The following is a 14,334-nucleotide window of genomic DNA, read 5'->3' on the forward strand; positions in this document are numbered from 1 at the left end:
AAAACCCCGGCCTCCGAAAGAAATCAGAAGCCGGGGTTTTTGCTGTAAAAGGATGGTCGTTTATTACAATTCAAATAAGATACCAGCAATAGTAGCGGTCATCATACAAGCAATAGAAGCGCCTAATAACGCCCGTAATCCAAGCTTAGAAAGGTTGCCCTGTTGGTTAGGGGCCATACCGCCAATACCGCCAATCTGGATGGCAATGGAGCTGAAATTTGAGAACCCGCAAAGGGCGTAAGTGGCCAGAATCACTGACTTTGGTGCAATGGTGCCTTCAGCTTTCATCTTGGCCAGGTCTAAGTAGGCCACAAACTCATTGACAGCCGTTTTCTGCCCTAAAAGGCTACCAACCTGCAAAGAATCTTGCCATGGGCTTCCCATTAAAAAGGCAAACACCCTGAAAATCTGACCAAGAATATACTGGAAGTTAAGCCCTTCAAAACGGCCATCAGTAGAACTTACGATCATTTCATTCAGGCCTGAGAAAGAACCCAGGCTCATTAAAATGGAATTCAAAAGGGCAATCACCGCAATAAAGGCCAGCAACATACCTCCCACGTTCAAAGCCAGTTTCAGGCCATCGGCGGCGCCGGTAGACATGGCATCAATGATGTTCACGCCCAAAGACTCTTTGTTTACTTCCAGTTCGGTGTTGATTTTATCTCCTTCGGTTTCTGGCACCAGTATTTTGGCCATCACAATACCTGCAGGGGCATTCATAATGGAAGCAGTTAACAAGTGAGCGGCAAAAATAGCCTGCTGCACTGGGTCTCCACCCCCCAAAAACGCTACGTAGGCAGCCAGAACCCCACCGGCCAATGTAGCCATACCGCCCGTCATCAAGCACATAAGCTCAGACTTAGTCATGTTCTGGATGAAAGGGCGCACCAAAAGCGGGGCCTCGGTCTGGCCTAAAAAGATGTTTCCGGCCGCAGAAAGGCTTTCAGCCCCAGAAAGGCGCATGCCCTTAGACATTACCCATGCAATCCCGAACACTATTTTCTGCAGCACTCCCATGTAATACAGGCCGGCTGTTACAGTAGAAAAGAAAATAATGGTGGGTAAAACGTTGAAAGCGAAGATAAAGCCAATTCCGGTTTTTGAACCCGGGTTGGCCAGTTCGCCAAACAAAAAGGAAGAACCAGCGCTGGAAAAGCTTAACAGTTTCACAAAGCCTTCACTAACGGCCTCAAAACCAGCTTTTATAAACCCAACCTCCGTTACCAGCACCCCAAAAATAATTTGGATGAGGATACCTACTCCCACTAGTTTCCAGCTGATGGCCTTGCGGTTGGTGGAGAATAAAATGGCAATACCAATAAGAACAAAATAGCCGATGGCTCCCTGAAGAACAGATAACATAGAGGTCAAATATCGCCAAAAATAAGTCAAATTATGGTCATAAAAAAAAGTCCTGAGCTAGGCCCAGGACTTTTTCTTTCTATGTTACCAAATAGCTAATTCCGCTTGTTCAATTCATCACGGATCTTGGCAGCTTTTTCATAATCCTCTTTCTCCAGAGCCTCGTTCAGCATTTTATTGAGCTCCTCTACAGAAACCTCAGTAATGTTGCTTTTTCCGGTGGAGGAAGTTGAAGCGCTGGGCGTTGAGCTAGCGGAAGTCGGGATTTCGTCGGTTTCCTCTTCTTCCTCCTCGTCCATGTCGCTCAGGATAATGCCTGCTTCAGACAGAACAGATTCAACAGTATAGATAGGAACCCCAAAACGCAGACCTATGGCAATGGCGTCTGAGGGACGGGCGTCCAGCTCAAACTCCTTCTCACCGTCCGTGCAGACAATCTTGGAGAAAAACACCCCTTCCTTCAGGTCTGAGATCATAATCTCCTGCACGCTCACGTCCATTTGCTGGGCGAATGACTTGAAAAGGTCATGGGTAAGCGGCCGGGTGGGGTTTATTTTCTCAATCTGAATGGCAATGGATTGTGCCTCAAACATCCCAATAATGATGGGTAAACGGCGCGTGCCGTCCTTCTCCCCTAGTACCAGGGCAAAAGAACCGGATTGCGACTGGCTTGATGACAAACCCAATATCTCTAGCTCAATTTTCTTCACAGTTTCTCTCGTCTTTGTCTATAAAGCCTTTGCAGCTTCTATCAATTTTGGAACAACCTCCAGCGCATCTCCTACAATACCGTAATCTGCGGCTTTAAAGAAGGGTGCCTCCGGATCTTTATTGATAACGACAATTACTTTAGAAGAGTTAACCCCGGCCAGGTGTTGGATGGCTCCTGAGATACCCACGGCAATGTACAGGTTAGGGCTCACGGTGATACCGGTTTGGCCAACGTGCTCATGGTGAGGTCTCCAGCCCACGTCTGCCACTGGCTTAGAGCAAGCGGTGGCTGCCCCTAAAGTTTTGGCCAATTCTTCAATCAGGTGCCAGTTCTCAGGCCCTTTCAAGCCTCTACCGCCAGACACTACCACTTCAGCCTCGGTTAACAGGATGTCACCAGATTGCTTAATGGTTTCTTTGGGGGCAGCAGCGAAATCAGCATCTGAAAGATCGGCTGAGAAATTTTCTACTGTGGCAGTAGCGCCCGCATTGGCTTCAAACTCCAGCGCGTTTTTCTTAACCGCAATAATTTTTTTGTCTGAAGTCAATTCTACCTCAGAGAATGCCTTTCCAGAGAATACCCCGCGGCGCACCGTAAAGGCAGACCCGTTGATCTGGGGCAGGGATACCACATTGGTGGCCAGGCTGGCGTTTAACTTAACGGCCAGGCGGCTGCCAATGGCGGCACCAATGTTGGAGTTAGACAGCACAATCACGCTGGAGTTTTCCTGCTCAGCGGCTTTCGCAATCACCTTTACATAGGCGGCACCCACAAAATCATGCAGGCGTTTGTCATTGTCTAACAACACTTTGGTAATACCTTGCTCACCTAAGCCTTGAAGGGCATCTGGCTGCACATCACCTATGGCTACGGCTGTGGCCGAGGTACCTAGCGCGGCGGCTACTTTGCTCCCGTACGAAGCGGCTTCCAAGGAAGATTTTTTCACTTCGCCGTTCGCGCATTCTATCACAACTAATACAGACATGCTTATAGAACTTTAGCTTCGTTACGTAATAATTTAATCAACTCACCGGCATTCTCGGCGGGAATCATTTTCACCCCAGACTTGGCCGGCGGCAATTCATACTTCTGAACCGTGGTTTTGGCGTCCTGGTTAACGGGCTCCACTACCTGCAAAGGCTTGGTGCGGGCGGTCATAATACCACGCATGTTAGGGATGCGCGGCTCAGACATAGGCTGCTGGGCACTGGCCACCAGAGGCAATGCCACCTCAATGATTTCCTTGCCGCCCTCAATCTCGCGCTCCAACGTAGCGGTTGAACCGTTCACATCCAGTTTCATGGCCGGCGCAATGGTAGGAATTCCCATTAGTTCACCTACCATACCATGTACCTGGAAGCCGTTGTAGTCAATAGACTCGCGGCCCATAAGTATAAGGTCATAGCCACCTTCTTTGGCGTAGTGCGCAATCTGCTGCGCCACTAAGAAGGCATCAGTGGGTTTCAGGTTCACGCGAATGGCGTCATCGGCACCAATGGCCAATGCTTTTCTGATGTTTGGCTCCGTATCTGCCTCCCCCACGTTCAATACCGTCACCGTGCCGCCCTGGGCTTCTTTCAGCTCAATGGCGCGGGTTAAGGCATACTCGTCATACGGATTTATCACAAACTGTACCCCGGCCGTGTTAAACGCTTTGCCATCTGGCGAAAATGTTATTTTGGTGGTGGTATCAGGAACGTTGCTAATGCAAACTAAGATCTTCATTTAACTTAGGGTTAGCGGATTTAAGTTAATTTTGTGGGCAATTTAAAGAATAATTCATCAAATGGAAACGACTAACAGCAGATTGACCCAACTCCTGGCCTTCTATGAGCAAGATCCTTCTGATCCGTTCACCCTCTACGCCATAGCCACGGAGTACCGCCCTACCAACGTAGAAAAAGCCCGGTTTTTCTATGAAAAACTGTTAGCCGAACACCCTGACTATGTAGGTACCTACTACCACGCGGCCAGCCTCTACCTGCAGCTAGAAGAACCGGAACTTGCGCAGAAAGCCTACCAGAAAGGCATGCAGGTGAGCCGGCAACAAGGCCAGCTCCACGCCTTCTCTGAATTGCAGCAGGCCTACAACAAGATGATGGGTTTAGACTACGAAGATGACTAAAATTTAGTTGGCATGCATACTATTTTTGCCTCCAACGCATATTTTTTCTTTTGCTGTCACTAATAATAGAATGGCTAGTCCGAAATAGGTATGCCTTTGTTTAAGCACTGTATTTTGTAGGTAAGGGATTATCCATTTATTATGCCACGTCGTCAGCGGCAATAGGCAAAAGCCAACTTTCGTAAACTATTTTTTAGATAAGCCTAAACTTTTGTTTAGACTTACCTGTAAGATAGAAAAACGAAACTGTTGGTGCCTATGAAATCCCTTTCTCTTTGTTTATTGGTTTGGCTTCCGTTGCCGGTGTTGGCGCAGTTACCGCCAGATAGCACTCAAAAAACGTCCGTACCTTTTGTTTCAGACAGGCCAGATAGAACGGAGTCTGCCACCGTGCAGGCCCTTGGTACGCTGCAAATTGAAAGTGGCTTTTCAAGGCAAATTTCCCGCATGGAGGGCCAGAAATACACGGAGGTGCTATACCCTACCACTTTGGTGCGGTGGGGCGTATTGGACCAGTTGGAAGTGCGTTTGGCCACTGATTACCTAAGAACCACCATCCAAGAGGAAAAAGGACCGGTCACGGCCAAAGGGCTGACCGCTTTTTCCATAGGAACCAAGATTAAAGTGACTGAAGAAAATGGCCTTTTGCCCAGTATTGCTTTCTTAGCTCATCTTACGGTGCCGTCAGGTTCCTCAGAGTTCAGGCCTGCACACGTGGCCCCAGATTTCGCGTTCTCCCTCTCCCACACCCTGTCAAATAGATTCTCCTTGGGATACAACCTGGGTTACGCCTGGGACGGGGATTCTCCGGAAGGCACAGGATTTTACACGCTTTCAATTTGTTCAGCCCTAAGTGACCGTTGGGGCGGTTTCGCCGAGGTGTACGGGGAAAAACCGGAGCAAGGAAAATGGGGCCACTCCACTGATATGGGGCTTACTTTTTTACTGCGTCCCAACCTTCAATTAGATGCCTCGGCAGGAATTGGCATAACCAGCAATGCTCCAGATTACTTCCTCAGCACGGGGTTCTGCGTCAGGATTCCTAGGTAAGAAAATGCGTTTTAGGCCCTTTTTTCAGAAAACACCTTTAAAACAACTCGTCGGTTCTTTTGCATCACTAATTTCTTATTACCCAATGGTCTTAAAAGGCCAGGTTATTCATGGTAAAGCCTTGCTGAGGACTCAGGAAAAGTTGTGGCTACCTGGAAGGTGAATTTACCTTATCTTTCGGGCAGAATGGCTGAAGGCGCTTTGCTTATTGCCAGCGAATAAAAGGAATTTTACGTTCACCTTCCGGCCACTTAAAAGAACCCAGCTGGCAGTAATTGGCTGGTTGCGTAGGATCAAAGCAGGCCTTACAAAAGGCTGAAACTTATATGAAAGAATATTCCCCTGAGCTAAGAACCGTCCACGTGACCCGGTACGTCACTCCCCTGCGGGAGGGTGGTTCCTTGCCGGCCATTGTAGAGGCAGATGATGATTTCCTGTATGTGCTCAAGTTCAGAGGCGCCGGGCAAGGCATCAAAGCCCTCATTGCCGAACTGATTGCCGGGGAACTGGCCCGCGCATTGGGTCTACGGGTACCTGAGATCGTATTCGCCCATCTGTCAGAGGCTTTCGGGCGGACCGAGCCAGACGAGGAGATCCAGGACCTGCTCCGGTTTAGCGAAGGCCTTAACCTGGGGCTTCATTTCCTGTCTGGTGCCATCACCTATGATGCCCTGGTGACAACGGTGGACCCCACGCTGGCCTCCCAGATTGTATGGTTGGACTGCCTGATCACCAACGTAGACCGCACAACCCGCAACACCAACATGCTCATGTGGCACAAGGAACTCTGGCTCATAGACCATGGCGCGGCCTTTTACTTCCACCATAACTGGCCCAACATTGAAGAGCAGGCCAAACGGCCCTTCACCCAAATAAAAGACCACGTTCTCTTGCCGCGGGCTTCAGAGTTGGAGGCTGTAGACGCCGCCTTTAAGCCAGTCCTTACGCCGAACTTGCTCCAACAGATAGTTGCCTTGATCCCGGATGATTGGTTGGTGCTGGACTCCCCTTTCGCCACCGCCCAGGAACACCGGCAAGCCTACGTCCAGTTTTTAGAGACGCGCCTGGCCCATTCAGAAGTTTTTGTCAAAGAAGCACAGCATGCAAGAAAAGGACTTGTTTGAGTACGCCGTCTTACGGGTAGTACCTAGGGTAGAACGGGAAGAGTTTCTGAATGTAGGCGTGGTGTTGTTTTGCGCAGCCCAAGGCTTTCTGCAAGTAAAAACCACCCTCAATGAGGAGCGCCTGAAAGCGTTTTCCGCGGAGGATATCTGTGACGAGGTACGGCTACGCCTTAGGGCGTTTGAACAGATCTGCGCCGGCCGCAAAGAGGGAGGCGCCATTGGCCAGTTTGCCACCGCCTCAAGGTTTAGGTGGTTGACCTCCACCCGCAGCACAGTACTTCAGATCTCGGCGGTACACCCGGGCCTGTGCACCAACCCCGCCGAAACGCTGGAGCGCCTGCACGCCCAATTGGTCCTTTAAAAGATCGTTTTCCCTTTTATAATTAGAAGAGTACTTCTTTGTATTTCCTGTTTTGGGCCTGATTTTCTGAAAACAGCCCCAAAACAGGAAACCCTTGCTAGTGGGTGATTTTGGTCAGTGGAATTTCTGGTAAATAAGGCTAGCTTTGCCGAAAACAGTTAAAGGTCACCTCAGTTAAGCATCACCATGGAAGTTAAAGACAGCAACGGCACCCTTCTACAGGAAGGAGATTCCGTAACGGTTATTAAAGATTTGAAAGTGAAAGGTTCTTCGTCGGTCATTAAAAGGGGAACGATTGTCAAGAAAATACGCCTAACCGATGACGAGGAAGAAATTGAAGGCAAAGTAGAGAAGACTACCATGGTTTTGAAAACCATGTTTTTGAAGAAGGTATAAGTTTACTTGAAGAACTCCCTCCTTACCTCATAAAAAGAAGCCTCCCGTTTTGGGCCTGTTTTTAGAAAAACAGGCCCAAAACGGGAGGCTTCTTCCTTCAGGCAATATTTATTAAATAGAGCCTTACTTCCCGAAAAGCTTATAGCCAATACTTACAATCACTTGGTTGTTTTTAATATCTGCGGAGCCAGAGGTTTCATCCTGGTAGGATCGTTTCAAACTTTCATAGCGCACATCGGCGGTGAACCTTGAAATATCTATTCCGCCGCCCACCTGATAGCCCCATTCTGATTTCTCCAGGTACTGATCAATTTTATCGTCGCCAATATCGCCATCCAATAACACAGAGGCCACGGGTCCGCCGTAGGCCCGGAAGAAGGCCATTTTGTAGCCTACCAGTAAAGGCACGTCTAAGTGGGTAAAGCCTAACTTCTCCACCACGGTGCCTTGCTGGGTATCATCGTACTTGAGCTCACCCCCAGATTTGGAGAGCAATACCTCAGGCTGCAGCAAAAAGCCCAGCACATTGGCCCTCACGAAAATACCGGCATGGTACCCATTGATTTGGTCGCCTTCTTTAAATCGCTGAAAAGATCCCTGCGGATCTTTTATGTCTATCTTAGAGGAACTTATCCCTCCTTTAATGCCCAAATTGACTTGCGCCTGCGCCAGAAAACCGGTAAAAAGAAACAAAGCCGAAAATAAGACGATCTTCTTCATAAAGAAATGAGTTACGCTAATTGAATATAGGTGATTGCTGAAGCCGGAGGAACTCCAATATTAATTCCGATAATCCATAAATCATATTACAGATTATTTTATTACCACATTAACCTTAAAAACTAGGTGATTATTGCTCCTTGATCCGTGATATTTTTTTGGAAAGGACCTATGCAAATTATCGGCCAAAAAAGACAAAACGTTGGTTAAGATCCATTCAAAAAAGGAAAGCAGGCCTAAAGCTGGCTCCAATATCTTTAACCCCTAGTTATTAAAATTGGAAGGCTGTACCTGTTTCCCTTTCTTGCCTTTTCATTCGCTGGTCAACCATTTTCTATGAAAACTTTCCTTGGAATTCTTTTGGTGTCACTCTTCTTGGTTTCGAGCTGTATCACCCAACAGGGAAAGGCCTGGCAGAAAGGCCCGGCCCGGGTGCTGGTCTTTTATAAGACGGCTGGGTTTTACCACAACTCCATTCCGGCTGGTTTGGCTGCCATACAGAAGTTGGGAAAAGAAAATGGCTTTGGCGTAGACACTACCAACAATGCCTTGGTCTTCACCCCGACCAGGTTGGCTACTTACCAGGCCATTGTTTTCCTAAGCACCACCCAAGACGTACTAAGCCCAACTCAGGAAAAAGCCATGGAGGGTTATATAAAGGCCGGGGGCGGATTTGTTGGCATTCATGCGGCCACAGACACCGAATATGACTGGCCCTGGTACAACCAGTTGGTGGGCGCCCAGTTCGCAGATCACCCCAAGGTGCAGCAAGCCACGGTACAAGTTCAGGATAAAAGCCACCCCTCTACCTCGTTTCTGCCTACCCGCTGGGACCGGACCGATGAATGGTACAACTTCAAAAACATATACCCCGCAATTAAGGTATTGGCTACGCTAGACGAGACCACCTATACAGGTGGCAAAAACGGAAACCAACACCCCATTGCCTGGTACCATGAATTTGACGGCGGAAGAGCCTTTTATACCGCAGGCGGCCACACCAAGGAAAGCTTCCAGGAGCCCCTTTTTCTGCGGCACCTCTTAGGCGGCATCCAGTACGCCATAGTAAAGAAGTAAATGCCAAGGTTCCTTAACCCAATGGATTTCAGCAAAAAGAGGAATTTCTGGCCTAAATATGCCTAAAGAAGAGGAGCCGTTTTAAGCCTGTTTTTGGTAAAACGGGCTTAAAACAGCTCCTCTTTTAAATTCCTGGCTAGGTTCTTTCTAAGGAATTGCCGGTGCGCGGTTACTGAATAACGATTTGAAGGGTTCGGGCAGTACCACCGGTAATAATTTTGCAGAGGTAAAGGCCCGGTGCCAACGCCCGGCCATTGCCCCCTTTCAATGGTTGGGTCACGGTTTGGGTTCCTGCTCCCTGGCGACCCATAGAGCGCTGCATCACCTGCCGGCCCAGTTGGTCAAAGAGTTGCAGGCTCACCTCACTGGAAGAAACCAAATGGTAGCGAATGGTTACCTCGCCAGCCCCTGCCGGGTTAGGGAACGCTATCGCTCTTTCTACCAATGGAGACTCTTCTCTGGTTTTGGTCAGGATGCTGCTGCTGGACAGGCGCTTGGTGGTGTAAATCCGGTACTCGCCGGGCTGTAGGGTAATGCTTTGGTTGACGTTAGAAACTGTATAGCTCTGGCCCGTTACATAGTCATACCAGGTTCCGGTTTTCTGAAATTTGGGATCTATGCTGCCGGAAGTCACTCCAAAGTTACCCAATACCGCCACGCTCATGTCTGTATGGTTAATATGGATAGTCTTCATGGCATTGGCCAGGTTCAGGGTAAAATCACTAGACTCAAAGGCAGGTTCATTGATTTTGAGTTTGATGAGCGCGGTATACACGTTGTAGAGTTTTTTGCGCTCAGCCTCCTGGTAATAATTCCAGAGGATGGGTTTGTCGCCGGTACGGCCGTTTTGGTTTATGGAAATATCATAGCCCAGCTCTCCAAACTGCCAGATCATTTTAGGGCCCGGAATGGTGAAGAAGAAGGCACTGTTCAACTGCATGCGCTGCAAGGCGGTGGTTGGGTCCTGGATGCTGTAGGTCCCGGAAATATTCCCGTAGGCTATGGCATCTACCATCAGGCGTTCCTCATCATGGCTTTCCATGTAGCCCACCACGTGGGGACTGGTCCAGTTACGTTGCTTGTAAGAGATCCAATTGAAGTTGGAGTTCTCAGTATACCCCAACGCCGCTTGTTTATAGTTTCCGTGCAGGTTGCCCCACAACATCATGCCATAGCTGGAAAGGACCATCTCCTCATCATTATCCGCGAAATGCTCCAGAATCACATAGGCCGTGTTATCTACCGTCCATAAATGGTCTGCCATGCGTTTCAGCAAGGCAATGCGGCTTGCGTCATACTGGCCCCAGGCACTTACGCTACCCAGGGTCTGCTTCTGGGTGAAACCTTTTGACAGGTCAAAGCGATAGCCGTCTACCTTGAATTCGCGCAGCCAATATTCTGTTACGCGGTCCACAAAATACTTGGTGGCCTCACTTTCATGGTTAAAGTCATGCCCCACATTATAATCGTGTTTGGGATCTGGGTTAAACCAGGGGTTATCTGCGGTGGTTTTACCGGTGGAAGGGTTGTAATACAGCTGCACCATAGGCGATTGCCCAAACGAGTGGTTCAAGGCAATATCCAGGATCACGGCTATGCCCCGGGCGTGCGCCTCGTCTATAAAGCGCTTCAGCATTTCCTTAGGGCCATAGTATTTGTCTGGCGCAAAGTAGTATACTGAGTTGTAGCCCCAGCTCAGGTTCCCTTCAAATTCCTGGATAGGCATCAATTCAATGGCATTCACGCCCAGGCGGGTCAGGTAATCAAGGGTATCGGTGAGGGTTTTGTAATCATGCTTGGCAATGAAATCCCGCACCAGCAATTCATAAATAACCAGGTCCGTTTTCTTGGGTTTGGCAAAGTTGGTCACTTTCCAGGAATAAGCCGTTTGGTTGGTTTGGAACACCGACACCATACCTGTGGCCTTGCCCACGGGGTACGGCTTTAAATTAGGATAGGTCTCCGCCGGAATGTAGCGGTCTTCATACGGGTCCAGTGTTTTCTGGGTGTAAGGGTCTCCTACGCGCAGGTTTTCATCCACCAGGTACTGGTAAGCATATTCCTGTCCGGCGACCAGGTTGTCAATTTGTACCCAGAAACGTGACCCGTCGGGGGTTTTGTTCATGGGGGTTGCGCCCACTTGCCAATTGTTGAAATCACCTAGGGCGTACACGCTTTGCTTGCCGGGCGCATACAAATTCAAAAGCACGCTGGTAGCGCTCAAATAGGTAACCCCATCTTTGGCATTGGCGGGCAGGGCCTGGCTGTTGGCTGCCGTCCGGACTACGTAGGTAAAGGAGTCAACGGCCGTGGTGGTGCCATTCTGGGCGACCAACTTTACTTTGTTCACTCCCGCCTGTGAGGCGGTGAGCTGGGTTTGGATAGAGCCGGCGTTAGCCTCTTCTTTCACTTTGGTGCCGTTCACAAAAAGCTGCAAGGTGGCGTTGGGAGAAGACGTAGCCGAAACCGGAATAGTGGCGCCTTGGTTTACAAAAATCCCGTTCATGGTCACCGTAGGCTGAGTAAAGGCAATGTTTATGGCCCCGGCCGTGTAGATAGGTACTTTTATATCTTTGGCCCCGGTGTCTTTGCCTTCCTTGGTGCCGGTGCCGTTCCGGAACACAAACATGATGGCCTTGATCTCCTCAGAAGCCGGCACATTGTAGTAGGTTCTGGGCGTGATGGTGATCCGGTAAAGATTGTTTCCCAAGGAAGTCATAAGCGCCGCCGGGGTATTTACTTTCCAGTCGGCCTTTACATATTTCCAGTCTGAGTCTGTGGTGCTGAGGTTAGTGAGGACTCCCGTATGGGCATAGATGGGCTCATTGAGGTTGGCCAATCCGCCGGTGCCTTTGGTGGCGTCAAACGTGATGGTCACCGGTTCATTGTGCGTGGGGTAGGCAGGTGACCAGGTCACCACCTGCGCCTGGGCCGCGTGCACCAGAAGAAAAACCAGCAACAAGCCAAGCAAACGGAACGTAGTTTTCATGCGATAGGCCATTTGTATTTTGAATAAGTAAGAATTTAAACGAGTGAACCGATAACGAAATCGATTTCCTTGCGAATTTATTAAATTATTATGGGTAAACCGCGGCCCTATTATCAACTTTCCATGGGTTTTATCAATTCTTGATCATGGGTTGCTCCTTACCCGTATGAGATGTACCTTTTGCCCCATCCAAACCTGATTTTATGCCTAAGGCTTCTTCCCTCCTCCCTTTAATACAAACCGATAGCTGGCTAGCCCCCTATGCGCCACAGTTGAATGAGAGACAGGCCCGCTTTAACCAGACCCTTGCTGCCATTACCCAGGAAACCGGCTCTTTGCCAGAATACGCCACTTGGCACCGGCAAATGGGCCTTCACTTTGAACAGGAGAACAACGGGTGGCGGTACCGCGAGTGGGCCCCAGCCGCCCAGGTCCTTTCCCTGATCGGGGACTTCAACTTCTGGGACCGGTCCAGGCACCCGCTGCAACGACAGGAAAACGGTATTTGGGAAATCTTTATCCCTGCCGGTGAAACCCAATTAACCCATGGCCAACGGTACAAAGTGCATGTGGTGGATGCCACCGGGGTGGGCAAGGACCGCATTTCGCCGTTTGCCTTCCGGGCTATTCAGGACCCAGACACCTATGACTTTTCGGGGCAGATCTGGCAACCCGAAAAACCCTTTAAGTGGAGTGACGGCGCCTTTAAGCCCAAAAAAATCACCCAACCCTTAATCTATGAATGCCACGTGGGCATGGCCCAGGAAACCCATGGCGTGGGCACTTACCGCGAGTTTGCAGACAAGATCCTACCTTACATAGCGGAGACCGGCTATAATTGCCTGCAACTGATGGCCTTGATGGAGCACCCCTACTATGGGTCATTTGGCTACCATGTGTCTAATTTCTTTGCCCCTACCTCCCGTTTTGGCACGCCAGAGGATTTAAAGTATCTGGTCAACGAGGCGCACCGCCGGGGCATAGCCGTGATTATGGACCTGATCCATGCGCACGCCGTGAAAAATGAGGCAGAAGGGTTGGTGAACTTTGATGGCTCCGGTCATCAGTTTTTCCATGAAGGTCTTCGGGGCACGCACCAGGGCTGGGATTCCAAACTCTTTAACTATGGCGTGCCCGAAGTACGCCGGTTCCTGTTGTCCAATGTGCGCTACTGGTTGGAGGAGTTTCACCTGGACGGCTTCCGGTTTGACGGGGTCACCTCCATGCTCTACCACCACCATGGCGAGGGCGTGGCCTTTGGGCACTATGACCGCTATTTTGATGAAGGTGTAGACCAGGACGCCATTCTGTATCTGCAGCTGGCTTCCCAATTATCTCATTCCTTGAAAGCCGGCTCTATTCTCATTGCCGAAGACATGAGCGGCATGCCCGGCCTTTGCCGTCCGGTAAAAGAAGGCGGCATTGGATTTGACTACCGGCTGGGCATGGGAATCCCGGATTACTGGATCAAGACCCTGAAGCACAAACGCGACGAAGACTGGAACCTGGATGAGATCTGGCATGAATTAACCAACCGTCGCCCCGGCGAAAAAACCGTGGCTTACGCAGAGTCCCATGACCAATCACTGGTTGGCGATAAAACCCTGGCCTTCTGGCTCATGGACAAGGAAATGTACTTCCACATGCAGACCAGTGACCAGCACCCGGTTATTGACCGGGGCATTGCCCTGCACAAAATGATCAGGTTGATTACCCTTTCCCTGGGCGGAGAAGCCTTCCTTACTTTTATGGGTAATGAATTTGGGCACCCAGAGTGGGTGGACTTCCCGAGGCTAGGCAATAACTGGAGTTACCAATATGCCCGCCGGCAATGGTCGTTGGTGGAAAACGAAAACCTCAGGTACCGGCATCTATGGCACTTTGAAAAGGAAATGCTGGCCATGGCACAGCAATACCAGTTGATGGAGCAAGGTCCTGCCCTTAAGCTACACCAGGACAATCACAACAACGTGCTTATTTTTGAGCGGGGCGGCCTGGTGTTCCTGTTTAATTTCTCTCCCCAGAATTCGGTGCCAGATTACCGGTTCCCGGTGCAGGAAGCCGGCAGCTATTCAGTGCTCCTTTCCACGGATAGCCCTGAAACCGGAGGGCATGACCGGGTGGACACGTCTTTGCGCTATTTTACCCAACCCACTAAATATGGGCCCAGAATGAGTATTTACTTACCCAACCGCACGGCGCTAGTATTAAAGAAGGAAGATTAGCGATGGATGAAAGCGACTTTTAAGTGATGCCGCTTTCATTCCTTTTAAACAAAGAGGCCTCCGCAGGATTTCTGCGGAGGCCTCTTTGCTTTCGTTAGTTTCCTTCAGAAGTAATTAACCTTAGCCTTGAAAGATTTGAGGCGGTTTTAGGGCTGTTTTCCTAAAAACGGGCTTGAAATGCTTTTGCAAG

At 49.6% G+C, this 14,334-nt stretch carries 13 protein-coding genes; 7 read left to right on the forward strand and 6 right to left on the reverse strand.

Annotated elements, in window-relative coordinates:
* Positions 1–63 precede the first annotated feature (63 nt).
* From ACYVJQ_RS10715 to ACYVJQ_RS10730, 4 genes are all read right to left on the reverse strand, one after another.
* A complete protein-coding gene (locus ACYVJQ_RS10715) occupies positions 64–1,365 on the reverse strand; it encodes a NupC/NupG family nucleoside CNT transporter (RefSeq protein WP_460893070.1) in 1,302 nt (433 codons plus the stop codon).
* 95 nt (positions 1,366–1,460) lie between these two features.
* Positions 1,461–2,075: a bifunctional nuclease family protein gene (locus ACYVJQ_RS10720; RefSeq protein WP_460893071.1), complete on the reverse strand. Its 615-nt coding sequence runs from the start codon at positions 2,073–2,075 to the stop codon at positions 1,461–1,463.
* 18 nt (positions 2,076–2,093) lie between these two features.
* The gene (locus tag ACYVJQ_RS10725; protein ID WP_460893072.1) at positions 2,094–3,062 is read right to left on the reverse strand and encodes an electron transfer flavoprotein subunit alpha/FixB family protein; all 969 of its coding nucleotides are present in this window, start codon (positions 3,060–3,062) and stop codon (positions 2,094–2,096) included.
* A 2-nt stretch (positions 3,063–3,064) separates the two neighbouring features.
* Positions 3,065–3,802, reverse strand: coding sequence for an electron transfer flavoprotein subunit beta/FixA family protein (locus tag ACYVJQ_RS10730; RefSeq protein WP_460893073.1), 738 nt, complete (start codon positions 3,800–3,802; stop codon positions 3,065–3,067).
* 61 nt (positions 3,803–3,863) lie between these two features.
* Here ACYVJQ_RS10730 and ACYVJQ_RS10735 point away from each other — a divergent pair, with 61 nt between their 5' ends.
* From ACYVJQ_RS10735 to ACYVJQ_RS10755, 5 genes are all read left to right on the forward strand, one after another.
* Entirely contained in the window at positions 3,864–4,202 is a 339-nt protein-coding gene (locus ACYVJQ_RS10735; protein WP_460893074.1) for a tetratricopeptide repeat protein, read from the forward strand.
* Between the two features lie 258 nt (positions 4,203–4,460).
* Positions 4,461–5,252, forward strand: a complete 792-nt coding sequence (locus ACYVJQ_RS10740) for a transporter (RefSeq protein WP_460893075.1) — start codon at positions 4,461–4,463, stop codon at positions 5,250–5,252.
* Positions 5,253–5,578: 326 nt separating this feature from the next.
* Positions 5,579–6,376 (forward strand): HipA family kinase, encoded by a 798-nt coding sequence (locus ACYVJQ_RS10745; RefSeq protein ID WP_460893076.1) that lies wholly within the window; start codon positions 5,579–5,581, stop codon positions 6,374–6,376.
* A complete protein-coding gene (locus tag ACYVJQ_RS10750; RefSeq protein WP_460893077.1) occupies positions 6,354–6,737 on the forward strand; it encodes a DUF3037 domain-containing protein in 384 nt (127 codons plus the stop codon). The genes ACYVJQ_RS10745 and ACYVJQ_RS10750 overlap by 23 nt, the downstream gene beginning before the upstream one ends.
* Positions 6,738–6,923: 186 nt before the next feature.
* Positions 6,924–7,133: an alkylphosphonate utilization protein gene (locus ACYVJQ_RS10755; protein WP_460893078.1), complete on the forward strand. Its 210-nt coding sequence runs from the start codon at positions 6,924–6,926 to the stop codon at positions 7,131–7,133.
* Between the two features lie 123 nt (positions 7,134–7,256).
* Here ACYVJQ_RS10755 and ACYVJQ_RS10760 read toward each other — a convergent pair whose 3' ends face one another.
* The gene (locus ACYVJQ_RS10760; RefSeq protein WP_460893079.1) at positions 7,257–7,853 is read right to left on the reverse strand and encodes a porin family protein; all 597 of its coding nucleotides are present in this window, start codon (positions 7,851–7,853) and stop codon (positions 7,257–7,259) included.
* 336 nt (positions 7,854–8,189) lie between these two features.
* On the opposite strand from ACYVJQ_RS10760, the gene ACYVJQ_RS10765 reads away from it, so the two are divergent.
* Positions 8,190–8,930, forward strand: a complete 741-nt coding sequence (locus ACYVJQ_RS10765; protein WP_460893080.1) for a ThuA domain-containing protein — start codon at positions 8,190–8,192, stop codon at positions 8,928–8,930.
* Positions 8,931–9,099: 169 nt separating this feature from the next.
* Here the strand turns inward: ACYVJQ_RS10765 and ACYVJQ_RS10770 are convergent, their stop codons facing one another.
* Positions 9,100–11,919 carry a DUF4961 domain-containing protein gene (locus tag ACYVJQ_RS10770; RefSeq protein WP_460893081.1) on the reverse strand — a complete coding sequence of 940 codons (2,820 nt, stop codon included), beginning with the start codon at positions 11,917–11,919 and terminating at the stop codon, positions 9,100–9,102.
* Positions 11,920–12,122: 203 nt separating this feature from the next.
* Between ACYVJQ_RS10770 and ACYVJQ_RS10775 the strand changes: the two genes are divergently transcribed.
* Entirely contained in the window at positions 12,123–14,144 is a 2,022-nt protein-coding gene (locus tag ACYVJQ_RS10775; RefSeq protein ID WP_460893082.1) for an alpha amylase C-terminal domain-containing protein, read from the forward strand.
* Positions 14,145–14,334 lie beyond the last annotated feature (190 nt).

It is taken from the genome of Rufibacter soli, from assembly GCF_054781795.1.